27 protein-coding genes are annotated in these 20,486 nt (G+C 73.3%); 15 read left to right on the top strand and 12 right to left on the bottom strand.

Translation table 11 applies throughout. The features are described from left to right. Window positions 1–43: 43 nt before the first annotated feature. The 4 genes from ABZ249_RS25635 to ABZ249_RS25620 all read left to right on the top strand — a co-directional run bounded on the left by ABZ249_RS25635 (window position 44) and on the right by ABZ249_RS25620 (window position 3,818). A complete protein-coding gene (locus ABZ249_RS25635) occupies window positions 44–1,300 on the top strand; it encodes a MurT ligase domain-containing protein (protein WP_355267699.1) in 1,257 nt (418 codons plus the stop codon). 9 nt (window positions 1,301–1,309) lie between these two features. After that, window positions 1,310–2,020, top strand: coding sequence for a glutamine amidotransferase (locus ABZ249_RS25630; protein WP_355267696.1), 711 nt, complete (start codon window positions 1,310–1,312; stop codon window positions 2,018–2,020). Between the two features lie 109 nt (window positions 2,021–2,129). Continuing rightward, entirely contained in the window at window positions 2,130–3,050 is a 921-nt protein-coding gene (locus ABZ249_RS25625) for an NADP-dependent oxidoreductase (RefSeq protein WP_355267693.1), read from the top strand. Between the two features lie 57 nt (window positions 3,051–3,107). Next, window positions 3,108–3,818, top strand: coding sequence for a DUF4352 domain-containing protein (locus tag ABZ249_RS25620; protein ID WP_355267690.1), 711 nt, complete (start codon window positions 3,108–3,110; stop codon window positions 3,816–3,818). Here the strand turns inward: ABZ249_RS25620 and ABZ249_RS25615 are convergent. From ABZ249_RS25615 to ABZ249_RS25605, 3 genes are all read right to left on the bottom strand, one after another. Then, complete coding sequence (locus tag ABZ249_RS25615; RefSeq protein WP_355267687.1) at window positions 3,805–4,206, bottom strand: DUF2568 domain-containing protein; 402 nt, start codon at window positions 4,204–4,206, stop codon at window positions 3,805–3,807. The two genes, ABZ249_RS25620 and ABZ249_RS25615, sit on opposite strands and share 14 nt — an antisense overlap. Window positions 4,207–4,445: 239 nt before the next feature. Continuing rightward, window positions 4,446–5,474 carry a folate-binding protein gene (locus ABZ249_RS25610; protein WP_355267684.1) on the bottom strand — a complete coding sequence of 343 codons (1,029 nt, stop codon included), beginning with the start codon at window positions 5,472–5,474 and terminating at the stop codon, window positions 4,446–4,448. Window positions 5,475–5,807: 333 nt separating this feature from the next. Next, the gene (locus ABZ249_RS25605) at window positions 5,808–6,359 is read right to left on the bottom strand and encodes an FABP family protein (RefSeq protein ID WP_355267681.1); all 552 of its coding nucleotides are present in this window, start codon (window positions 6,357–6,359) and stop codon (window positions 5,808–5,810) included. 188 nt (window positions 6,360–6,547) lie between these two features. Here ABZ249_RS25605 and ABZ249_RS25600 point away from each other — a divergent pair, with 188 nt between their 5' ends. Further along, window positions 6,548–7,315 carry a GIDE domain-containing protein gene (locus ABZ249_RS25600; protein WP_355267678.1) on the top strand — a complete coding sequence of 256 codons (768 nt, stop codon included), beginning with the start codon at window positions 6,548–6,550 and terminating at the stop codon, window positions 7,313–7,315. Window positions 7,316–7,336: 21 nt separating this feature from the next. Next, window positions 7,337–7,699, top strand: a complete 363-nt coding sequence (locus tag ABZ249_RS25595) for a DsrE family protein (RefSeq protein ID WP_220564589.1) — start codon at window positions 7,337–7,339, stop codon at window positions 7,697–7,699. A 72-nt stretch (window positions 7,700–7,771) separates the two neighbouring features. On the opposite strand, the gene ABZ249_RS25590 is transcribed toward ABZ249_RS25595, so the two are convergent. The 5 genes from ABZ249_RS25590 to ABZ249_RS25570 form a co-directional block, all read right to left on the bottom strand. Continuing rightward, a complete protein-coding gene (locus tag ABZ249_RS25590; protein ID WP_220564590.1) occupies window positions 7,772–8,518 on the bottom strand; it encodes a phosphoglyceromutase in 747 nt (248 codons plus the stop codon). 91 nt (window positions 8,519–8,609) lie between these two features. Beyond that, window positions 8,610–9,122, bottom strand: a complete 513-nt coding sequence (locus tag ABZ249_RS25585) for a YbjN domain-containing protein (RefSeq protein WP_355267674.1) — start codon at window positions 9,120–9,122, stop codon at window positions 8,610–8,612. 33 nt (window positions 9,123–9,155) lie between these two features. Next, on the bottom strand, window positions 9,156–10,463 hold the full coding sequence (gene mshA, locus ABZ249_RS25580) for a D-inositol-3-phosphate glycosyltransferase (RefSeq protein ID WP_355267671.1): 1,308 nt from the start codon (window positions 10,461–10,463) through the stop codon (window positions 9,156–9,158). Window positions 10,464–10,570: 107 nt separating this feature from the next. Then, window positions 10,571–11,401: an esterase gene (locus ABZ249_RS25575; RefSeq protein ID WP_355267669.1), complete on the bottom strand. Its 831-nt coding sequence runs from the start codon at window positions 11,399–11,401 to the stop codon at window positions 10,571–10,573. Window positions 11,402–11,550: 149 nt separating this feature from the next. Next, on the bottom strand, window positions 11,551–12,534 hold the full coding sequence (locus ABZ249_RS25570; RefSeq protein ID WP_355267666.1) for a DUF523 and DUF1722 domain-containing protein: 984 nt from the start codon (window positions 12,532–12,534) through the stop codon (window positions 11,551–11,553). A gap of 98 nt (window positions 12,535–12,632) precedes the next feature. Here ABZ249_RS25570 and ABZ249_RS25565 point away from each other — a divergent pair, with 98 nt between their 5' ends. Next, entirely contained in the window at window positions 12,633–13,931 is a 1,299-nt protein-coding gene (locus ABZ249_RS25565) for a deoxyribodipyrimidine photo-lyase (protein ID WP_355267663.1), read from the top strand. A 10-nt stretch (window positions 13,932–13,941) separates the two neighbouring features. On the opposite strand, the gene ABZ249_RS25560 is transcribed toward ABZ249_RS25565, so the two are convergent. Continuing rightward, complete coding sequence (locus tag ABZ249_RS25560; protein WP_355267660.1) at window positions 13,942–14,364, bottom strand: VOC family protein; 423 nt, start codon at window positions 14,362–14,364, stop codon at window positions 13,942–13,944. Window positions 14,365–14,446: 82 nt separating this feature from the next. After that, window positions 14,447–14,977 carry an O-acetyl-ADP-ribose deacetylase gene (locus ABZ249_RS25555; RefSeq protein WP_355267657.1) on the bottom strand — a complete coding sequence of 177 codons (531 nt, stop codon included), beginning with the start codon at window positions 14,975–14,977 and terminating at the stop codon, window positions 14,447–14,449. A gap of 362 nt (window positions 14,978–15,339) precedes the next feature. Here ABZ249_RS25555 and ABZ249_RS25550 point away from each other — a divergent pair, with 362 nt between their 5' ends. Beyond that, a complete protein-coding gene (locus tag ABZ249_RS25550) occupies window positions 15,340–16,320 on the top strand; it encodes a tyrosine-type recombinase/integrase (RefSeq protein ID WP_355267654.1) in 981 nt (326 codons plus the stop codon). Between the two features lie 80 nt (window positions 16,321–16,400). On the opposite strand, the gene ABZ249_RS25545 is transcribed toward ABZ249_RS25550, so the two are convergent. Both ABZ249_RS25545 and ABZ249_RS25540 read right to left on the bottom strand, forming a co-directional pair. Beyond that, window positions 16,401–16,784, bottom strand: a complete 384-nt coding sequence (locus ABZ249_RS25545; RefSeq protein WP_355267651.1) for a hypothetical protein — start codon at window positions 16,782–16,784, stop codon at window positions 16,401–16,403. Window positions 16,785–16,967: 183 nt separating this feature from the next. Then, entirely contained in the window at window positions 16,968–17,462 is a 495-nt protein-coding gene (locus ABZ249_RS25540) for a helix-turn-helix transcriptional regulator (RefSeq protein ID WP_355267648.1), read from the bottom strand. Between the two features lie 217 nt (window positions 17,463–17,679). Between ABZ249_RS25540 and ABZ249_RS25535 the strand changes: the two genes are divergently transcribed. The 7 genes from ABZ249_RS25535 to ABZ249_RS25505 all read left to right on the top strand — a co-directional run bounded on the left by ABZ249_RS25535 (window position 17,680) and on the right by ABZ249_RS25505 (window position 20,482). Next, the gene (locus ABZ249_RS25535; protein ID WP_355267645.1) at window positions 17,680–17,910 is read left to right on the top strand and encodes a hypothetical protein; all 231 of its coding nucleotides are present in this window, start codon (window positions 17,680–17,682) and stop codon (window positions 17,908–17,910) included. Next, window positions 17,910–18,173 carry a hypothetical protein gene (locus ABZ249_RS25530; protein ID WP_355267642.1) on the top strand — a complete coding sequence of 88 codons (264 nt, stop codon included), beginning with the start codon at window positions 17,910–17,912 and terminating at the stop codon, window positions 18,171–18,173. Before ABZ249_RS25535 ends, ABZ249_RS25530 begins: the two co-directional genes overlap by 1 nt. Before the next feature lie 77 nt (window positions 18,174–18,250). Beyond that, window positions 18,251–18,652 (top strand): hypothetical protein, encoded by a 402-nt coding sequence (locus ABZ249_RS25525; RefSeq protein ID WP_355267639.1) that lies wholly within the window; start codon window positions 18,251–18,253, stop codon window positions 18,650–18,652. Beyond that, on the top strand, window positions 18,649–18,951 hold the full coding sequence (locus tag ABZ249_RS25520; protein WP_355267636.1) for a hypothetical protein: 303 nt from the start codon (window positions 18,649–18,651) through the stop codon (window positions 18,949–18,951). Before ABZ249_RS25525 ends, ABZ249_RS25520 begins: the two co-directional genes overlap by 4 nt. After that, window positions 18,944–19,207: a hypothetical protein gene (locus ABZ249_RS25515; protein WP_355267633.1), complete on the top strand. Its 264-nt coding sequence runs from the start codon at window positions 18,944–18,946 to the stop codon at window positions 19,205–19,207. The genes ABZ249_RS25520 and ABZ249_RS25515 overlap by 8 nt, the downstream gene beginning before the upstream one ends. Further along, on the top strand, window positions 19,200–20,099 hold the full coding sequence (locus ABZ249_RS25510; RefSeq protein WP_355267630.1) for a hypothetical protein: 900 nt from the start codon (window positions 19,200–19,202) through the stop codon (window positions 20,097–20,099). The genes ABZ249_RS25515 and ABZ249_RS25510 overlap by 8 nt, the downstream gene beginning before the upstream one ends. After that, a complete protein-coding gene (locus ABZ249_RS25505; RefSeq protein ID WP_355267627.1) occupies window positions 20,096–20,482 on the top strand; it encodes a hypothetical protein in 387 nt (128 codons plus the stop codon). Before ABZ249_RS25510 ends, ABZ249_RS25505 begins: the two co-directional genes overlap by 4 nt. Window positions 20,483–20,486: the final 4 nt, after the last annotated feature.

The following is a 20,486-nucleotide window of genomic DNA, read 5'->3' as shown; positions in this document are numbered from 1 at the left end:
CGCAACGCATCGGCGCAGGTGATCAAGCGATCGTGGAGAGTACATGAGCGAGCTTCCCTTGCGCGCCCAACTGGCATCGGTACTGGGGAGGAGTGCGGCCGGCCTGTCCCGTGCCACGGGGCGCGGCGACGGCTCCGTGATCGGCGGCAAGATCGCGCTCAAGGTCGAACCCGACCTGCTCGCCAAGCTCGCCAAGGGGCGCAGGCTCGCCCTGGTCAGCGCCACCAACGGCAAGACCACCACCACCCGGCTCATCTCCCACGCGCTGCGCGAGCTCGGCGAGGTCGCCACCAACGAGCACGGCGCCAACATGCCGACCGGGCACATCACCGCGCTGTCCGACAACCGGTCCGCCGTCAACGGCGTCCTGGAGGTGGACGAGAAGTACCTGCCGCAGGTCCTGGTCGCCACCCAGCCCGCGTTCGTGGTCCTGATGAACCTCAGCCGCGACCAGATGGACCGCGCCTCGGAGATCAACCTCCTCGCCAAGCGCTGGCGCACCGCCCTGGGCAAGAGCAACACCCACGTCATCGCCAACGCCGACGACCCGCTCGTCGCCTGGGCCGGGATGGGCGCCCCGCACGCCACCTGGGTCTCCGCCGGGCAGCGCTGGAAGGAGGACTCCTGGTGCTGCCCCGAGTGCGGCGGCCACCTCCGGCGTGACCAGGACCCGCACTGGGCCTGCCCCGAGTGCGGGCTCTCCCGCCCGCAGGCCACCTGGGGCGCGGACAACGACTCCGACGTGCTCATCACCCCGGAGGGCCGGCGCATCAAGCTGCGCCTCAACCTGCCCGGCGACGCCAACCGCTCCAACGCCGCCATCGCCGCCGCCACCGCGGCCGGGTACGGCCTGCACCCCGAGCGCACCGTGGAGCGCCTGCGCGAGATCACCTCGGTCGCGGGCCGCTACACCTCCGTGGTCACCATGGGCGTGGAGGTCCGCCTGCTGCTGGCCAAGAACCCGGCGGGCTGGCTGGAGTCCTTCGCCGTCCTGGACCCGCCCACCACCCCGGTGATCCTCTCCGTCAACGCGCAGATCCCCGACGGCAAGGACACCTCCTGGCTGTGGGACGTCGACTACACCGTCCTGCGCGACCGCCGCGTGTTCGTCATGGGCGAGCGCCGCACCGACCTGGCCCTGCGCCTGGAGACCGACGGCGTGCGGTTCGAGGTCGCCGACCGGGTGGACGAGGTGCTGGCCAAGCTGAGGGCCGAGCAGCCCGGCCTGACCAAGGTCGACCTCATCGCCAACTACACGGCGTTCCAGCAGATCCGCACGGCCTACGGCCGCGTCCAGTAGGAGACACCCATGACGAACACCAGCGCACTGCGGATCGTGTGGATCTACCCCGACCTGCTGAGCACCTACGGCGACCGCGGCAACGTCCTCATCCTGCAGCGGCGGGCCGAGCTGCGCGGCATCCCCACCGAGATCGTGCACGTCCACTCCAGCGACCGGGTGCCCGAGCAGGGCGACATCTACCTGCTCGGCGGCGGTGAGGACCGCCCGCAGATCCTGGCGGCCGAGCGCCTGCGCGCCGACGGCGGCCTGGCCCGCGCCGCCGCCCGCGGCGCCTGCGTCTTCGCGGTCTGCGCCGGGTACCAGATCATCGGCGAGAGCTACGGCGACGACGAGGCCAACCCGCTGCCGGGCATCGGCATCCTCGACATCCGCAGCGGCCGCGGCCAGACGCGCGCCGTCGGCGAGATCGTCGCGGACGTGGACCCGTCCCTGGGGGTGGGCCGCATCACCGGCTTCGAGAACCACCAGGGCCGCACCGCGATCGGGCCGTCGGCCCGGCCGCTGTCCACCACGGTCCGCGGTATCGGCAACGACGACCGCACCGAGGGCGCCTACCAGGGCCAGGTGCTGGGCACCTACCTGCACGGCCCCGCGCTGCCGCGCAACCCGCAGCTGGCCGACCTGCTGCTGCGCTGGCGCGTCGGCCAGCTGGCGCCGCTGCCCCCGGCCTGGGGCGAGCGCCTGCACGAGGAGCGCCTCGCCGCCGCGCTGTCCTGACGGACGCCCCGCGGCACCGACGGCCCGGCGGGGGACCCGCCGGGCCGTCCCCATATCCGGGCGGCGCGCCCGGGCGGGTTCGCGGCCGCGGGCGGCTAGGGTCGCCTCCATGAAGGCGATGGCGTTGCAGCAGTACGGCACGGAGGACTCCCTGCGGGAGGTGGAACTGCCCGAGCCCAAGGTGGCCCCGGCCGAGGTCCTGATCGGTGTGCGGGCGGCGGGGGTCAACCCCGTCGACTGGAAGCTCGCCGCGGGCGGGCTGGACCCGGTCATGGAGGCCGGGTTCCCCATGGTCCCGGGGTGGGACGTGGCCGGGGTGGTCGAGGCGGTCGGCTTCGACGTGCCCGAGTACCGGGTGGGCGACGAGGTCTTCGGCTACATCCGCAAGGACTGGGCGCAGAACGGCGCCTACGCCGAACGGGTCTCGGCGAGCGTGCGCCTGCTCGCCCCCAAGCCGGCGTCGATGTCCTGGGCACAGGCGGCCGGGGCGCCCCTGGCGGGCCTCACCGCCCTCCAGGCGCTGCGCCGGGCGGAGGTCCGCGAGGGCGACACGGTGCTGGTCCATGCGGCCGCGGGCGGTGTGGGCTCCCTCGGGGTGCAGATCGCCCGGGCGCTGGGCGCCCGCGTCCTGGGCACCGCGAGCGAGCGCAACCACGACTTCCTGCGCTCGCTGGGGGCGGAGCCGGTGACCTACGGGGAGGGCCTGGTGCGGCGCGTCCGCGCGCTGGCCCCCGCCGGGGTGGACGCGGTGCTGGACCTCGTCGGAGGGGGCGTGGCCGAGCAGAGCCTGCCCCTGACCGGCGGCGCCCGGCGGGTGGTCTCCATCGCCGACGCGGAGGTGCAGCGGTTCGGCGGCCACTACCTGTGGGTGCGGCCCTCCTCCGAGGACCTGGTCGAGCTGGCCGGCATGGCCGACGCCGGTGTCCTGACCGTGCACGTCGAGCACGAGCTGCCCCTGGCGGAGGCCGCCCGCGCGTGGCGGCTGAGCAAGGAGGGGCGGACCCGCGGCAAGATCGTGCTGACCGTCTGAGACCTTGACGGCCGGAAGCGGCCGGAATGAACAAAATGTGTTGAGCGTCACATTGGTATGGATGCCAATGACCGGCGACGGGGATCGGGCGGCGTACTCCGCGTCGCCGCGATCCCCGTCGCGGTGCTCATCGCCGGAGCGGGCTGCACCGCGACCGTGGCCGCCCTCACCGCCTCAACGCTCCCGACCGTGCGGGTGACCGTGGGGGAGGAACCCGCTCCGCGGGATCCCGGACCGCCCGCCGCCGAGGAGGAGCCCGACGGGCCGCCGGACCCGGAGTCCGCCGAACCCGGCCCGCCGGAGCCCGGAACGGAGGGCTCCGGGCCGCAGGGGGCCGAGGACGGACAGGACAGCGCGGGCCCGCACACGGAGAGCGTCCCGCCGTCGGCCTACACCGGGGCGTCCACCGCCTTCGGCCCGTTCCACGTCGTGGTGGACACCTGCTACACGGACACGAGCATCACGGACGGTATGGGCACCCACGCCACCGCACCGTCCGGGATGGAGTACCACATCTACCGGCTCCACGTCACGAACGAGGGAAGCGGTCCGGCGGTCTTCGACACCGCGGGGACCACCGCCCTGACCACGGACGGCAAGGAGTTCGTCAACGACGCCGAGGCGGAGTTCACGGTGGCCTGGGACTACCTGTGGGACGAGATCAACCCCGGTACCACCGTCACCAGCTACGTCGTTCTCACGGCGCCCGTCGGCACGGAGTTCTCCGAGGTGATGCTCGGCGGGGTCGCCCCCATCACCCCGGGCTGAGCCCGTTGCGGGCGGCGGGCTCCCGTAGGGCCAGCAGCCACAGGACCCGGTCGTAGGCGCACAGGTGGTACACCACCAGCACCCCGGTGAGCGCCAGCGCCGCGGTCACGGCCCCGGCGGCCGCCAGCGCGGCGGCGGCGCCGAACAGCACCGCCCACTCCACCAGCAGCCGCACCGGCCGCGGCACCGCGACCGGTGCGCGGCCCGACCTGGACGGGTCGCCGGGGACGGCGAACACCCCCCAGGCGGCGGCCGCCAGCAGCGGCACGGCGAACGGCGCGACCCAGCGCAGGTCCGGCAGCAGGGCCCACATCGCGCAGCCCAGCGCCACCAGGGCGGTCAGCTCCAGCAGCAGCCGCACCACCAGCATCCACGGCCTCAGGGACACCGTCCCTACCTCTCGGGGGGAAGAAGGTACTCAGGGGAAGAGTCGGTCCGGCGCCTAGGGCGTGTTCGGCGGATCATTCCGGGTCGCGGCCGCGAGGCTTCCTCTCGCTGCGCCGCCTGCGCTTGGACAGCCGAACCCGGGCTGACCTGCGCTGGTCGTCTTGCGAGAGATCGCCTCGCGGCCGCTCCCGGCATTCGGCGCAAGCGCCGAAACGCTCGAAAGCATCCACCGAACACGCCCTAGCGGGGGCGGCGGCGCAGGTCGATCTTGGCGTTGGCGCCGGTGTCCGGGTCCACCACGACCTCCTGGCCCGCGGCGATCCCCTCCACCAGCAGGTCGGCGTCGGTCGGCGCGGACCGCTTGACGACCCCCAGGGCGATGGGCCCCAGCTCGTGGTGGCGGGCCGAGGTGCCCACCCGACCGACGGTCCGGCCGTCCAGCTCGATGGGGGAGCCCACCGCCGGCAGCCGCTCGGCGGTGCCGTCCAGGTGCAGCATGACCAGCCGCCGCGGCGGCCTGCCCAGGTTGTGCACGCGGGCCACCGTCTCCTGGCCCGGGTAGCAGCCCTTGTCCAGGGCCACCGGCCGCGCGTCGCCCACCCAGTCCACCTCGTGCGGGATGGTGCGCTCGTCGGTGTCCAGCCCCGGGCGCACCCGGTGGTGCTCGATCCGGTACGCCTCATAGGCCCACATCCCGGCGGGCCGGGTCCCGGCGGCCGTCAGCGCCTCGGCGACCGCCGTCAGCCGGTCGGCGGGCAGGAACAGGTCGGTCCCGTCCGGCGAGACGCGCACCGGGACGCCGTCCAGGTCGACGGACTCCAGCGCCCGCGCCGCCTCCGGGCCCACCAGGGTCAGCACGGCGCGCTCCCCGCCCAGGTCCGCCACCTCGACCCGCAGCATGAACCGCATCGAGTCCAGGAACTTCGCCAGGGCCGCGCCCTCGCCGGGCTCGGTGTGGATCCACGTCGTGGTGCCGTCGTCCACCAGAGACAGATGGTGGCGCAGGTGCCCCTGCGTGTCCAGGACCAGCGCCTCGGTGCCGGTCCCGGGGGCCAGCCCGCGGGTGAGCTGGCTGGTGAGGTCGTTCAGCCAGGTGAGCCGGTCGGGGCCGGTCACCGTCACCACGCCCCGGTTGCTCCGGTCCACCCACGCGCTCGACCGCTCGATGGCGCGGCCCTCGTGGGCCGGGTCGCCGTAGTGCGCGGCGACCCCGGAGTCGGGGGAGTCGGCGCCCACGGCGCCCGGTGTGCTCAGCAGCGGCGAAGTCATACCCCGAGACTATCCATCCGCCGGGGCGACCGAAAACAAGTCTCTGACCTGCGGTTTCTCCGACAGAAAAAACATTTGCCCCGAGGGTCCCACAGGACGTACCTTCGGTGTCACGCAGGAAAGGAGGTGGTCCAGAAGATGAAGTCTTTTAGGACTGGCGAGGTGGCCGTCCGCTAGGACGAGCTCGCGTTCGCGCGACGTTCGTTCGCAGCGAATCCCAACGGACACCCGGATCCCGGGCCGCCGGAGATGGTCCGACCGGCCCCGCCCACACCGGCGGGAAGTGGCCCGGGGTCCGTTTCTCTTTTTTCCGGGCCCCGGCCCCGTGTTCCGCTAGCGCTCCTCCGCGCCCTTGCCGACCTGCTTGAGCTGGGCCGACATGTACGAGCGCAGCGAGTGGCCGCGTGCCGCCAGGTCCCAGGCGTAGCCCAGGGTCTCCCGGTTGTCGCCGAACAGGCCGTAGAGCCGGTGCGAGGCCGTCACGTCCAGGCCGGTGGAGGTGTGCAGCACCGCGTCCGTGGCCATCTCCACCCGGTTCGCGAAGACGTTGCCCGCGTACGACTCGAGGAAGCCCTCGTTGTGCGTGATGAGCACCTCCAGGTGGATCACCGGGGCGCCCTCCTCGCGGTTCGCCGTGTCCTCCTCCGACAGCGCCCGCCAGTAGCCGGACTCCTCGGTGACCAGGTCGCCCAGGGTCCCGTCCGCGTTCATCCGCCAGGCCGAGCTGCGGTACTCCAGGTAGGGCAGGTCCGGCCGGTGCTCGAACACGATCTCCTGGCCGAACTGGAACTCCTCCTCGTCGGCGTATCCGGCGACGCCGACGCCCTCCCAGCGGCCGAGCAGGAAGGACAGTTTCGCCAGATCGGGGTGTACATCATCGTGCATGACACCAGAGCGTAGCGGCCCCCGGCAGTGGGGCCGCCACCGCCATTCCGGGGTAGCCGACTGGACATGCCCAATTGGCCCCGCTTTCTCGGAGAACTGGTAAAGATGGTGGACGACGCGGCGTGTCCACGGGGCGCGTGACGACCCGCCCGCGTCCCTACCTCCGAAGCGCGTCAAAGGGGCGGCCTGTGTTACTGGTGATCGGTTCTGTGCTGTTCGTGGCCGCGCTGGTCCTGCTTCCGCTCGCGGCCCTGGCCCTGCGCCGCTGGCGTCGCCAGCTGGGGCTGGCCAGGCTGGAGCCGGCGGCCCTGGCCGCCCGGAACGGGCAGCGCGTCACGCTCACCGGGATCGCCGCCCCCGGGCCCGCCGGGGCGGTCGCCTCCGGGCTGGCCGGCGTGGAGTGCGTCTGGCACGGCCACGAGGTCCTCCGCCACTACCTGCCCCTCCAGCAGGAGGGCGCGGTGCAGGAGCGCACCTGCGACTCCATCGCCGACTACGGCTCCGAGGACCTGTTCGGCCTGGTCGCCGAGGGGCGGCCGCTGGACGGCGAGCGGATCTTCGTCGACCCCCGCGACGCCCCCCGCCCCCGGGACGCCGAGCTGTGCCTGAAGCGCGTCGTGGGCCGCCCCCAGCCCGGGGTCGCCTCGCCCGCCGACGACCTGCTGCCCCGGGTGCGCGGGCGCATCTCCGGGGTGTTCCGCGGCGAGACCATCGAGTTCGAGTACCGCGAGTGGGTCATCCGGCCCGGCGCGCGCGTGCGCGTCACCGGTGAACTGCGGGCCCGGGACGGCCGCATCGTCCTGACGGCGCCGAGCGACGGCGCCCTCACCGTCGAACACGGCGTGGTCGAGGGGCCCCGGCACGCCTCCCCGCGCCGCCGCGAGGCGCTGCTGGTCACGGTCGCCTTCGCGGTGACGGCCCTGTCCGGGGTGCTCCTGGTCCTGCTGGGGCTGTGAGCGCCCGATAGGCTGGCGGCCATGCCCCCTTCCCTAGTGATCAAGGTCACGGCCGGTGCCGACGACCCCGAACGCTGCAACCAGGGCTTCACCGTCGCCGCCACCGCCGTGGCCTCCGGCGTGCCCGTCTCCCTCTGGCTCACCGGCGAGGCCTCCTGGTTCGCCGTCCCGGGCCGGGCCGAGGAGTTCTCCCTCCCGCACGCCGCCCCGCTCGCCGACCTGCTGGCGGGCGTCCTGGCGGCCGGGAGCGTGACCGTGTGCACCCAGTGCGCGGCCCGGCGCGGCCTCACCGAGGACGACCTCCTGGAGGGGGCCCGCATCGCCGGGGCCGCCGCCTTCGTGGAGGAGATCACCGCCGACGGCGCCAGGCCCCTGGTCTACTGAGCCCGCCGCGGGGCCCGGACACGACGGTGCCCGCGCCCCCCGGGGGGGCGCGGGCACGGGAAACGGTGGGTGCTACTTCTTGCCCTGGTTGGCGACCGCCTCGATGGCGGCCTTCGCGGCCTCCGGGTCGAGGTAGGTGCCGCCGGGGACCTTCGGCTTGAACTCGTCGTCCAGGTCGTACACCAGCGGGATGCCCGTCGGGATGTTGAGCCCGGCGATCGTGGCGTCGTCGATCCCGTCCAGGTGCTTGACCAGCGCGCGCAGCGAGTTGCCGTGCGCCGTCACCAGCACGGTCCCGCCGGCGGCCAGGTCCGGCACGATCTGGTCGTACCAGTACGGCAGCGCCCGGTCGAGCACGTCCTTGAGGCACTCGGTGCGCGGCAGCAGCTCCGGCGGCAGGTCCGCGTACCGGGCGTCCCCGGCCTGCGAGTACGGGTCGTCGTCGGCGATCGGCGGCGGCGGGGTGTCGTACGAGCGGCGCCAGATCATGAACTGCTCGTCGCCGTACTCCTCGCGCGTCTGCGCCTTGTCCTTGCCCTGGAGGGCGCCGTAGTGGCGCTCGTTGAGCCGCCAGCTGCGCCGCACCGGGAGCCAGTGCAGGTCGGCGGTCTCCAGTGCGAGGTTCGCCGTGCGGATGGCCCGCTTGAGCAGCGAGGTGTGCAGGACGTCCGGCGTCAGGCCGGCCTCCTTGAGCAGCTCGCCGCCGCGGCGCGCCTCGGCCTCGCCGGCGGCCGACAGGTCCACGTCCACCCAACCGGTGAACAGGCCCTTCGCGTTCCAGACACTCTCACCGTGTCGGAGCAGTACCAGAGTTCCCATGCGGCAAAGCCTAGTGCCTGGCGGTGAACGCGCCCCGGCCCGGGGGAGGCGCTCGCCCCAAGGCCCCGGAATCCGGCGGGTGCCGCGCCGCTCAGCCCGCGTGGTCCTCGGGGGCGAGGTGGGCGAACGCGCGCAGGTTGCGCATGTCGTGGCCGCGCTCCGCGCGCCAGCGCCACTCCTTGCGGATCGCGGACGCGAACCCCCGCTCCAGCGCGCCGTTGAAGTTCTCGTCGGAGTAGGTGAGCACACAGCCCAGCAGCCGGTCCACCTCGTCGGGGGTGACCCCCTCCAGCGGCAGTCGCCCGCGGATGTACACGTCGCCGACCTCGTCGGCCGCGAACGCCATCCCGTACATGTCGGAGTTCTTGCGCATGAGCCACAGGTAGAACCCGGCGTGGTTCTCGTCCGGCTGACGGCAGAAGAACGAGGTGAGGGTGAGGCTGTGCGGTCCGGCCTCCAGCCACACCAGGGTCTTGAGCCTGGCCTTGCCCGGCAGGGTCACCAGGAACGACCCCTCGCGGGGGCGCTCCACCTCCAGGCCGGCCTCCGCCACCGCGAGGGCGATCGCCTCGATCGCCGCCGTGCGCGCCGTTCGTTCTCCCACGTCGTCCCGTTCCTCCCGTTACCGCGCCGCGCGTCAGCGCGCGGCGGCCAGCGACAGCCCCGCGGGCGCCGTGTACGGGGTGATGCTCGCGCGGTACACGTCGAGCAGGTCGTCCACCGTCCGGTCCCAGCCCAGGGTGGCGGCGTGCGCCGGGGCCGCCTCCGCCAGCCTGTCACGCCGGGCGGGCTCGGTGATCAACCGGTGCAGCACCGCCGCGTAGTCGGCCGGGTCGTGCCCGTCCACCAGGATCCCCGACCGGTCGCCGACGGCCGTGGTCAGTCCGCCCACCCGGGCGGCCACCACGGGGGTGCCGCAGGCCTGCGACTCCACCGCCACCAGCCCGAACGACTCCGAGTGCGAGGGCACGACCGTCGCCGTGGCGGCCCGGTAGTAGTCGGCCAGGCGCTCGCGCGACTGCGGCGGCTCCATGCGGATCACGTCGGCGACGCCCAGGGACCGCGCCAGGTCGGCCAGCATCCGGGGTTCGCGCATGCCGCCGCCGGACAGCCCGCCGACCACGCCCACGACCAGGCGCGAGCGCAGCGACGGGTCGCGTTCGATCAGGTGGGCGGCGGCGCGGACGAGCACGTCCGGTGCCTTGAGGCGCTGCACCCGGCCCACGAACAGCAGCAGCTCGGTGTCCGGGGCCAGCCCGATCCGCTCCAGGGCGGCGCGGCGCGGTCCCGGGGTGAACACGTCCAGGTCCACGCCCGGGGGGATCACGCTGATCTGGGGGTCCCGGGCCCCGTAGTGGTCCTTGAGCTGGCGGGCCTCGTCGTAGGTGTTGGCGATGAGCCGGTCGGCCTGGTGCACCAGCTGGTCCTCGCCGTGCACCCGCGCCTCCGGCTCGGGCAGGTCGCCCTCGGCCAGGGCGGCGTTCTTGACGCGCGCCATGGTGTGCATGGACTGCACCAGCGGCACGTTCCAGCGGCGGGCCGCGGCCACGCCGGCCTTCCCGGACAGCCAGTAGTGGCCGTGCACGAGGTCGTAGCGGCCGGGCTCGTCGTCGGCCTCCGTGCGCAGCATCCCGAAGATGAACGGGCACAGGTACTCGGCGAGGGTGTTCTTGTCGAGGTGGCCGTAGGGTCCGGCGGCCAGGTGGCGCACGGACACCCCGGGGGCCAGCTCGACCACCGGGGGCAGCTCGGGGGAGGTCGCGCGGGTGAACACGTCGACGGCGACGCCGCGCTCGGCCAGCCGCCGCGCCACCTCGACCACGTAGACGTTGAGGCCGCCGGCGTCGCCGGTACCCGGCTGGTCCAGCGGAGAGGTGTGCAGGCTGACCGTCGCCACCCGGGACGGAAGCGCCGCAGATCCTCCCACGGGAACGATTCCTGACACCGCCGGTCCTCTCAGGTCGTGTTCACACCTTTGTCATCAACAGCGACGAAGGTACACAGTGTTCCTGAGCGGACGGTCCGAGGGGGCGGGTGTTGACGGCCCGGCTCCTAGGGTGTAGTGGTCCAGCCCGACACGAGGAAGTCGACGGTTCCGGGCAGTGCGGACCCCCACGGGTCGGCGGAGCGGTGCCCGGAGTGATCCGCGTCCGGGGTGTGGGTGGCGACCGTCATACCCCGCTCGGCCAGGGCGTCGGCCAGGGGGCCGGTGCCCCCGCCGACCAGCAGGAGGCGGGTGGCCACGGGCTCGGCGACCTCGCCGCCGGCGGGGTTCCACAGCACCGCCTGGGAGACCTGGCGGGAGGCGGCCGCGGCCGGCGCCGCGTCGTCGGCGCCGCCGACCGCGCGCAGGGTGCGCGGGCGCTCGTGCGCGCCCTCGACCGCGCGTACCGCGGCACGGGTGAGGACGGTGGGCGCCCCGTCGGTGCGCTCGGGCACGGCGACCACGAACTCCACCCCGGTGCGGCACATCTCGCGGTCCAGCGCGGCCCGGGCGTCGCCGTCCACCGCACCGCGGTGGTCGGTGCCCGCCCCGTGCAGCAGGTAGAGCACGGGCAGGTCGGCGCTGTCGGGGCCGACCGGTCTGCGTATCCACAGCTCCCGTTCGCCCGCGGGCGCGGTCTCGTCGGGGATCGTGACGACCTCCGCCGGTGCGGACTGGACGCAGGCGGAGACCTGGCCGGGCCGGGGGAGCGGGGCGGGCAGGCCGCTCTCCCGCGGCGGCAGCAGGGCGCTGCCCGCCAGGGCGGGGTCGGGGCCCAGATGGGCGCCGACCCGTTCCACGAGTCCTTCGGGCGGCAGGGCGGCGAGCGCGGCGGCGGCCGCGGCGACCAGGCCGGAGGAGACGAGTACGAAGGCGCGCTGGGAGAACGTGGAGAACACCGGTGGCCTCGGAGGGGCTCGGGGGTCAGGGGCATCCCGCTGAAGAACCAGGGGTGTCACCCATGGTAATCACCCGTGTGTACTCCGTGTGGGAAATGCGGAGCCCGCCCACGGAGGCACCCTCCGCGGCGCCCTCGGCCACGGTGGTGTCACACCGTCAGCGCGTGCCGCAGCCGCAGGTCCTCCGGGTAGGGGCGCAGGTAGGTCTGCACGCGCAGCCACTCCGGCCCGTCCGCCTCGCCGTGGTGGCGCAGCAGCGCCACCGGCAGGCTGAGCGGGGCCCGTTCCTCCCGGTAGTCCTCGATCGCAGCGAGCAGGTCGTGCCTGCGCGCGTCGTCCAGGCCGTCGCTGATCATCCCGAACGCGTGCTGGAGCGCGTTGGCGTGCCTGCCGCGGCTCACCCGCACCGAGAGCGCCCGGTTGAACGCCTCCGTGTAGTCGCGCCGCGTCGCCTCCGGGTCGGCGCTCCCGGCCCCGGCCACGATCCGCCCCGTCTCCCGGTACCCCTCGGGGGAGTGGGCCATCAGCTGGAGCTTGTGCCGCGTCTGGAAGGCCACCAGGTCGCGGGGCCGCCAGCCGGACTCCCACAGCGTGCGCAGCCGTGCGTGCGCGAAGACCCTCTCCACGAACGCCTCGCGCAGCGCCGGGTCCGAGAGCCGCCCCTGCTCCTCCACCGGCAGGTCGGGCAGCAGCTCGGTGAGCCGGGCCGCGAAGGCTCCCCGCCCCTTGCCGTCCACCCGCTGCTTCTCCTCGTTGAACACCGGAAGGCCCAGCAGCCCGCAGCTGGGCGACTTGTTCTTGAGGACGTACCCGTCCAGGCCGCGCAGCTCCTCCAGCCGCGCGTCGGCGATGCCCGCCAGCTCGTCGGTGCGGTCCGAGCCGTCTCCGCTGGAGATCACCCGGTCCCCGCCGTCGCGGCGCTGGAGGTGCAGGGTGGGCCGCGGGGTGCCCAGGCCGATCTCGGCCTCCGGGCACACCTCGGTCCACTCCACGTAACGGTCGAGTTCATCGGTGAGGAAGCGGTACCGCGAGTGGCCGCCGTTGTACCGGACGGGAACGCCCAGCAGGCAGCTCGACGCCCCGATCCGGGGCCTGACCCCGGCCTTCTCCGCTTCGGGAGTGACAGTGTCCATGTACTTCCCCTGCCCGTTTCCGCGGCGGACCGTCACCGGTCGCCGACCTGTGCACTCACTGTGTCATTCGTTCGCGGAGAGTGAGAGGATGGTGTGTCATGGAACACGCCGTCGTCCTGTTCACGCAGGACCTGCGCCTGCACGACCACCCCGCCCTGACCGCCGCCCTGCGCGACGGCCGGCGCGTGCTCCCGGTGTTCGTGCTCGACCCCGTGCTCCTGGGCCGCTCGGCCCGCAACCGGGTCCGTGCCCTGCCCGGCATCCTCCGCGGGCTGCGCGGGGACCTGCGCGCCCGCGGCGGCGACCTGGTCGTGCGGCGCGGCGACACCGCCGCGGAGGTCGCGGCCCTGGCGGCGGAGGCGGGGGCCCGGACCGTCCACCTCACCGAGGGTGTCTCCCGGGCCGCCGCCCAACGCGAGGAGCGGCTGCGCGCCGCCGGGCTGCACGTGGTCTCCCACCCGGGCCTGACCGTGGTGCCGCCCGGGGACGTCACCCCGGCCGGAGGCGACCACTACAAGGTGTTCACGCCCTACCTGCGCGCCTGGGAGGCCCACCCGTGGCGGGCGGTCCTCCCGGCCCCGGGGGCCGTGCCGGTCCCCGGCGGGGTGGACCCCGGGGAGATCCCCGCCCGCCTGGACGAGGGGCGCGGAGAGGCCGCCGAACGGCCGATCACCCTGGGGGAGGAGGCCGCCCGGCGGCGGCTGCGCGCCTGGCTCGACGGCGGCCTGGCGCACTACGCGCAACGGCACGACGACCTGCCCGCCGGGGCGACCTCGCACCTGTCCGCCGACCTGCGCATGGGCTGCCTCTCGGCGCTGGAGGCGGCGACGCTCGCCCGGGACGAGCCGGGCGGCGCCGAGTTCGTCCGCCAGCTCGCCTGGCGCGACTTCCACCACCAGGTCACCGCGGCCTTCCCCGACATCGCCGTGCGCGACTACCGGCCCCGCGGCACCCGGTGGCGCGACGACCCCGCGGCGCTCGAGGCGTGGAAGGAGGGCCGCACCGGGGTGCCCATCGTGGACGCGGGGATGCGCCAGCTGCTGAGCGAGGGGTTCATGCACAACCGCACCCGCATGATCACCGCAGCGTTCCTCACCCGCACCCTGGGGATCCACTGGCGGGCCGGGGCCGGGCACTTCGCCGACCACCTGCTGGACGGGGACGTCGCGAACAACCACGGCAACTGGCAGTGGGTGGCCGGCACCGGCAACGACACCCGGCCGAACAGGGCGTTCAACCCCCTGCGCCAGGCGCGGCGGTTCGACCCGGAGGGCGTGTACGTGCGCCGGTACGTGCCCGAGCTGGCCGGCCTGCCCGGCCGCGCCGCGCACACCCCGTGGGACTCGCCGCGCCCGGGCGCCGACTACCCGCCGCCCATCGCCTCCCCGGGGTCCTGAGCCCCGGGGGTCACTGGACGCAGAACTCGTTTCCCTCGACGTCCAGCATCACCACGTGGTGCGTCCCCGGCTCCCGGACCGTGCGCACCACCGTTGCGCCCAGCCCCACCAGGCGCTCGACCTCGGCATCGAGCCGCTCGGGGCCCGCGTTGACGTCGATGTGCCAGCGGTTCTTGACGGTCTTGGGCTCGGGCACCTGCTGGAACAGCAGGCGGCGGCCGCTGGGCCGGTCGCGCACGGCGGCCGCGGTGACCCACGCCCGCCGGCCGCCGACCAGGGTGGTGTGCTCGTCCAGTTCGATGACCCCGTCGGCGGCCAGCCGCTCGATGAGGTCCTGGTGGTCCTCCACCTCGTAGCCCAGCGCCGCCGACCAGAAGGCGGCCATCCGGTGCGGTTCGGCGCAGTCAACGGTGAGCTGCCAGTCGTGTGCCATGTTCGCCCTCCTCCGGTGCGGGTCCCCGCCACCTTCCTACCGCGCGGCGGCGACGATCGGGCCGCCGCGCGCCGGGCCGCGCTCAGGAGGGGTCGAAGGCGTCCCGGAAGGCCGCGAGCGCCGCGTCGTCGAACAGTACGACCCGGATCAGCGGCACCCGCACCGGAGCGGTGTGCAGCGCCTCGGCGGTGATCCGGGCGGCGTCCTCCATCGGCCACCGGTACACCCCGGTGGAGATCGCCGGGAAGGCCACCGATTCGGCGCCCAGCCCGGCGGCCACCCGCAGGGATTCGGTGTAGCACGAGGCCAGCAGGGCGGAGCGGTCCTCGGTGGCGCTGTACACCGGGCCGACGGTGTGGATCACCCAGCGGGCGGGCAGCAGCCCGGCGGTGGTCGCCACCGCCCGCCCGACGGGCAGGCCGCCGCCGTACCGGGAGGCCCGCAGCGCCCGGCACTCCTCCAGGATCGCCTTGCCGCCCTTGCGGTGGACGGCCCCGTCCACCCCGCCGCCGCCCAGCAGGGAACTGTTGGCGGCGTTGACGATCGCGTCCACCCGCTGCTCGGTGATGTCGCCCTTGACGACGGTGATCCGACTGCGCTCCTGGGTGCCCATGGCCCTCGTTCCCCCGGTTCCGGGACGGTCCTGTGCGGGACGGCAGTATCGCACCCCGCGGCGGCCGCGGGGCGGCCCGGAGGCGAATCGCCTCACAGATCCCTCAGGTCACGTCGGCGCCGAAGGGCGGAATAGGGACGTCGTCCTCCTCGTTCCGGGGACGGAGAACCCTTGCCCTGCGGGACATCACGATTTAACGTGGGGGTACGACAGTGCGTAGTACGACCATAGCCTGTCTTTTTTTGTGACCAAAATGAGACGCTGACCTGCGGAAACTCCGCCGTGCCCGAAAACGGGACCGGCGCACAGAGCTAAGTGGGGGTGCTATTTCAGCACTCCGATTCCTTCCTCTGGAGGTCCGCATGCCGCGAGGCGCCCGCTACCCCGACCCCTCACCCGACTGCGTCCTGTGGCGCCTGCGCGACTCCTGGGGCTACTCCCTGGACGCCGCCGGCCGCAGCGACAAGACCAAGCGCAACTACTTCTTCAGCATGGCCAGGCTCGGATGCTACCTGGAGGACAACGACCTGCCCACCGCCCCGAAGAAGATCCGCCGCCAGCACATCGAGGCGTTCCTCGTCGACACCCGGGAACGCACCTCCTCCGGGAACGCCGCGTTCCACTGGCGCAACCTCGGCGCCCTGTTCCTGTGGTTGCAGGAGGAGGGCGAACTCGGCAAGAAGAACCCCATGGAGAAGGTCCCCCAGCCGACCGCGCCGGACATCCCCCGACCCCAGCTCGAGGACGACCACATCCGGGCCCTGCTGGACACCTGCCCCGAGAAGTCGCGGGACTTCTTCGACCGCCGCGACCGGCTCGTCATCCGCCTCCTGGTGGACACCGGCATCCGCGTGTCCGGCCTGGCCGGGCTGCGCTACGACCCCGCCCCGGAGCACCGGGAGCTGGACAACCCGGGGATCAACGACGTGTTCCTGGCACAGAAGCTGCTCCGGGTGCGGCTGAAGGGCGGCCGGGTCATCATGGTCCCGTTCGGCAAGGCCGCGGCCCGGGAGGTGGACAGGTACCTACGGGCGCGCGCCCTGCGCCCCCAGGCGCCCTCCGGGGCGTTCCTCCTGGGAATCCAAGGGCCGCTCGGACCCAAGGGCATCCAGAAGCTCCTCAGCCGCCGCGCGGAGCAGGCCGGGCTGGACACCGCGGTCCACCCGCACCGGTTCCGGCGCACGTTCGCGCACCTGTGGAAGAAGAACGGCGGCGGAGACGCCGAGCTGATGAGCATCGCGGGTTGGAAGAACCGAAGGATGATCGACCTGTACGCCGGGTACGCCGCCCAGGAGCGCGCTCATGCGGCCCACGTCCAGTTCTCCCCCGGCGACCGGTTCTGACCCCGAACGCGCCAGCGCCCCCTACCGACTCCCGTGACGGTAGGAGGCGCTGCGGTGTATGCCCTGAGGCGGGCGAGCGCCTAGTTCAGCAGCCAGGCGTGCGGGAAGCGCTGGATGAGACGGCCCTCGCCGAGGTCCTCCAGCAGCTCGGCGTCGACCGGGCCGACCTCCCACCCGGGATCCCACCAGTCGTCCGGCCGGTGCCCCTCGTAGCGGAGCAGGTCGATGCCTGCGGCCAGGCTGAGGCGGCACCGGATCCAGTGCGGGAGCTTCAGGTCGGTGGCGTACCGGTGGACGACCTCGCCGTACTCCGCGCCGTGCCGGACGACGATGAGGTGGTCGCCCGTGTGCAGCTCGCGGTGCATGTAGGCGAGGCGGGTGGGCATGGTGTTGACGGTGACGAACAGGTGCGGGTGTCGAGGGCGGACGGCGCGCCGTTGCGCCGGGGGGCGGTTGTGCAGCATGAGCATCCCCTCCCATGTGCTGCTGGGGGTCCCGCTTGGGGGCGGGGATGATCATCGTAGGGCGTAAGGATGTTTGAATCCAGGTCTCTGACCAGCCCATTTCACTGCGTGTGTGTTCGAAAGACATTCCGTAACCGGTTTACCGCATGGGTGTCCTCACCCGGCCATTTCCGGGGCCCTAGGTCAGGTTTGGTCCTCTACCCGTTTGCGCTCCCGGCGCATCAGGTCGGCGTCGAACGCCATCTCCGCCTGCTCCATGGCCCGCTCGATCATCGCCCGCTCCTCCTCGGGGGAGAGGCCGGCGTCCCGTGACCGCTGCTGGAGGGTTTCGACCAGCCGCCATGCCTGGCCGGAGTACGGGCTGACCATCTCCTCCTGGCCGTCGTCCATCTCGATGCCGAGGTCTGCGGCGATCCCCGGGTACCCGGCGCCTATGCACAGCCGCTTGATGATGGCCCGGTACTGGTCCGTGGGGTGCTGGCGCAGCAGTTCCGCGGCCAGGTCGCGGACGGCGTCGTAGTTGGGCCGGTGCCCGCCCCCGGACCAGCGGCTCACCTGGGAGCGGCTGATCTGTGCAAGTCCGGCAAGTTCGGTGAAGGTGTGGTCCAGGGCTCGTAGCTCGCGCAGGGCCCGGGCGAGGAGGGCAGGGTCCCATCCCAGCGGGGAAGTGGTGTGCATGCACCGCACAATATCCCCCTCGGTCCAAGGGTGTTAGGGCCGCCTTTCCTATTGATACCAAAAGGGTAGGGCCGTATTACCCCTAGCTATCGCCTGTGCGCCCCATGCACACACCCCCCAAACCGCAGGTAAACCCTCGTTGCGCGCATGCGCCGCACGGGGTAGTGTGCGGTGCATGCACAGCACACTGAGGCCGGATTCGGCCATAGGGGTTGCGGTGCGCCGCACGGAATGGCAGAGGCGCATGCGCGCCGCCGGCCTGCGCACCTCCACCGCGCAAGGGGAGGCGCTCGGCGTCTCGCACTCCACCGCGCTGCGTGTCGCCCGCGGGGAGGTGGCGCCCTCCACCAGCGTCATCGGCCGCGCCATGCTCCTCCTCGGCGCCCGGTTCGAGGAGCTGTTCGAGATCACCGAGACCAATGCCGATGCCGAGGAGGCCGCGTCCTGATGTCCACACCCGAGCAGCGGCGCTCCGCCGCATCCCTCGCCGCGAACGTCTCCTGGGCCAAGACGGCGAACTGGTCCGAGCGCACCGCGCCCGCCCGCGCCGCCCGCGACCAGAAGTTCCTCGACCAGGTCCCGCCGGAGATCACCGACCCCGTGCAGCGCGCCAAGATCGCCGAGGCCGCCCGCCGGGCGCACTACCAGCGCATGGCCCGCGCGTCCCACGCCGCCCGCCGCGCGAACTCCGCAGCCAAGCGCGCCGCCTGACCCGCCCCTGGACACGACGAAGCCCCCGCGCATCCGCCAAGACACCGCGAGGGCTCGAAGAGAAAGGTCAACCTCTCATGCCCCAGCCTACCAAGTCCGCCCTACGCGACGCCTACGAGGCCGCCCGCGCCACCGTGGCCGCGCTCGCCCCGCTCATCGCCGACACCGGCCAGCCCTCCCAGACCACCACCGCCGAAACCCTGGCCGCACTCACCCGCGAGGACGCCCCGGCCGCCCTGTGGCGCCTGGGCGCCTACGCGGGCGAGGGCCTGGAGGGACAGATCGTCGGCGACCAGGACAGCACGAGCCGCCGCCGCGCGCTCGCCGCCTGGCAGCGGGTCCTCGGCGCCGGCCCCGTCGAAGCGCGCCGCATCGGAGACGCCGAGCACCTGTACGTCCGCGGCTCCTACCAGGGTGTGGCCGTCACGGTCGTCACCGTGGTGGACGCCGACCAGCCCGCCGTGGCGGTGGCGTCGTGACCCTCTCCGAGATCCAGGACCTCGCCGAGGTCACCCTGCCCGTGCTCACCCTCGTCGCCTTGGCCGGGGTCGCGTTTATCACCTGGTACATCACCGGCGCCGTCACTCGCCATCTCCGCCGAGTCGTCCGCCGCCAGGACCGGACCATCCGCGCGCTGGAGGGCCAGCTCTCCGACGCGGAGGCCCAGCTCTCCGAGGCCGAAGCGGTCATCGCCCGGATCACCGGCGGTACCGACGAGATCATCGCCGCCGCCCGCGGCGCGCACCGCCGCACCCAGGAAGGGGCCCACGGTGTCTAGGCCCCGCCTGCCGCTCAGGTGCGGCACCCAGCGCGCGTACCGGGCACACCTGTCCGCCGGCGAGCCCATCGACGAGCTGTGCCAGGTCGCGAACTACCGCGGCCGCACCGTCACCGAGGCGGACTTGGTCGTTCCGCTGCCGCCGAAGTGCCGGTGCTCCGCGTGCTGCTGCGACCTCGGCGGTGTCCACTGCCGCCAGGCCGGGTGTGCCTACTGCCTCACGACCGCCGCCATCCAGGAGAAGACCCATGTCTGAGCCGTGCCGAGACTTCACCACCGACCCGGACACGCCAGGGGTCGACGTGTACTGCGAACACCCCGACGGTCAGGGCCACACCGGCGACCACTCCGCCCCGTCCGCCGGGCTCACCTGGGGGACCCCGCTGGCGCCGTTCTCCAAGGGCGACCAGGTCCGCCAGCGCTACGGCGACGACCGGGTCCGCACGGTCACCGGTGTCGTTCAGACCGGGCCCCGCACCGGGTACCTGTACCTCGACGGCGGCACCCGCAACGGGACCGGCCCTGTCGACCCGTCCGGGTACGTCCGCACCGACGCCCCGCGGCCGAACCCGGACGGCACCCCGACCCACCAGGTCCTCCTGCTCTCCGAGATCACCGGCGAGACCCCCGGCGACGTCGTGGACCTGCTGGCCGAGGACGCCGACGCCCTGTGGGAGAAGGCCTACACGGCCTGGTCCATCGACCGGGCCGACCTCGACCGGTACAAGCACGGACACGACCCCGTCCTGGACCGGGTCGCCCAGCTCGAACGCGACACCGGACGCCTGGAGAAGCGCACCGACGAGATGTTCGCCGTGGACGGCCGGATCGTCACCCGAGTCGACGCCGCGGAGAAGGAGCTGCGCGCCCTCACCGACCGTCTCCGACCCGTCGAGTACACCGTCGGCCCGCAGGTCTGGTCCGACGCCGCCGCCCCCGGCGGCATGGTGTGCTCCGCCGCCTCCAGCACGGGCTCCGGCGGCATCTGCGGGATGCCGGTCGAGTCCGAGCCGTGCCGGGAACATTCCCTCGACGGGCGCCTGGCCGCAATGCAGGACCAGGTCAACGACCTCCTCGCCCGCGTGAACGCTCTGGGCCTGGCCGCTGACGACCGTCCCTCCTTCATCACCCCGGGGACGGACGGATGAGCAGCGAACCCCCGACCCCGGCCCAGATCGCCCACGCCCTCGCCGACCTCCTCGCCGCCCACCCGGGCCTGCCCGCCCTGGTGTGGACCATCCACCCCGACGGAGGCACCTGGTCCGAGGAACACCTCGTCGGCCGGTACGACCGGCCCCCCGAGTCCGCCACCGACCGGCAGGCCACCGACCGGATCGCCGCCGTCCGCGCCTGGGCGACCGCCCTCGGAGTTCCCGCCGAGGTCACCGGCACGCACCTGGCCACCGTCCAGGCCCGCGCCACCCTGCCAGGCGGAGCCCGGGTGTTCATCGGCGAGACCGTGTACCGCTTCCAGATCCCGGCCGACCTCACCGGCTCGCCGGCCGACCTTCCGGCCCCGCCGCCGTTCTGACCAC

The sequence above is a fragment of the Nocardiopsis sp. NPDC006139 genome, from assembly GCF_040614155.1.
Taxonomy (GTDB): Bacteria; Actinomycetota; Actinomycetes; order Streptosporangiales; family Streptosporangiaceae; genus Nocardiopsis; species Nocardiopsis changdeensis.
This window is presented reverse-complemented; position numbering and strand designations above follow the sequence as displayed.

Excerpts from the sequence above, each read along its gene's own strand:
- ABZ249_RS25595 (WP_220564589.1), top strand. The coding sequence starts at position 7,337 with ATGCCCCCTTCCCTAGTGATCAAGGTCACGGCCGGTGCCGACGACCCC.
- ABZ249_RS25565 (WP_355267663.1), top strand. The coding sequence starts at position 12,633 with ATGGAACACGCCGTCGTCCTGTTCACGCAGGACCTGCGCCTGCACGAC.
- ABZ249_RS25610 (WP_355267684.1), bottom strand. The coding sequence starts at position 5,474 with ATGACTTCGCCGCTGCTGAGCACACCGGGCGCCGTGGGCGCCGACTCC.
- ABZ249_RS25550 (WP_355267654.1), top strand. The coding sequence starts at position 15,340 with ATGCCGCGAGGCGCCCGCTACCCCGACCCCTCACCCGACTGCGTCCTG.
- ABZ249_RS25605 (WP_355267681.1), bottom strand. The coding sequence starts at position 6,359 with ATGCACGATGATGTACACCCCGATCTGGCGAAACTGTCCTTCCTGCTC.
- ABZ249_RS25525 (WP_355267639.1), top strand. The coding sequence starts at position 18,251 with ATGCCCCAGCCTACCAAGTCCGCCCTACGCGACGCCTACGAGGCCGCC.
- ABZ249_RS25590 (WP_220564590.1), bottom strand. The coding sequence starts at position 8,518 with ATGGGAACTCTGGTACTGCTCCGACACGGTGAGAGTGTCTGGAACGCG.
- ABZ249_RS25560 (WP_355267660.1), bottom strand. The coding sequence starts at position 14,364 with ATGGCACACGACTGGCAGCTCACCGTTGACTGCGCCGAACCGCACCGG.
- ABZ249_RS25505 (WP_355267627.1), top strand. The coding sequence starts at position 20,096 with ATGAGCAGCGAACCCCCGACCCCGGCCCAGATCGCCCACGCCCTCGCC.
- ABZ249_RS25620 (WP_355267690.1), top strand. The coding sequence starts at position 3,108 with ATGGATGCCAATGACCGGCGACGGGGATCGGGCGGCGTACTCCGCGTC.
- ABZ249_RS25625 (WP_355267693.1), top strand. The coding sequence starts at position 2,130 with ATGAAGGCGATGGCGTTGCAGCAGTACGGCACGGAGGACTCCCTGCGG.
- ABZ249_RS25635 (WP_355267699.1), top strand. The coding sequence starts at position 44 with ATGAGCGAGCTTCCCTTGCGCGCCCAACTGGCATCGGTACTGGGGAGG.
- ABZ249_RS25540 (WP_355267648.1), bottom strand. The coding sequence starts at position 17,462 with ATGCACACCACTTCCCCGCTGGGATGGGACCCTGCCCTCCTCGCCCGG.
- ABZ249_RS25630 (WP_355267696.1), top strand. The coding sequence starts at position 1,310 with ATGACGAACACCAGCGCACTGCGGATCGTGTGGATCTACCCCGACCTG.
- ABZ249_RS25555 (WP_355267657.1), bottom strand. The coding sequence starts at position 14,977 with ATGGGCACCCAGGAGCGCAGTCGGATCACCGTCGTCAAGGGCGACATC.
- ABZ249_RS25510 (WP_355267630.1), top strand. The coding sequence starts at position 19,200 with ATGTCTGAGCCGTGCCGAGACTTCACCACCGACCCGGACACGCCAGGG.
- ABZ249_RS25570 (WP_355267666.1), bottom strand. The coding sequence starts at position 12,534 with ATGGACACTGTCACTCCCGAAGCGGAGAAGGCCGGGGTCAGGCCCCGG.
- ABZ249_RS25545 (WP_355267651.1), bottom strand. The coding sequence starts at position 16,784 with ATGCTGCACAACCGCCCCCCGGCGCAACGGCGCGCCGTCCGCCCTCGA.
- ABZ249_RS25530 (WP_355267642.1), top strand. The coding sequence starts at position 17,910 with ATGTCCACACCCGAGCAGCGGCGCTCCGCCGCATCCCTCGCCGCGAAC.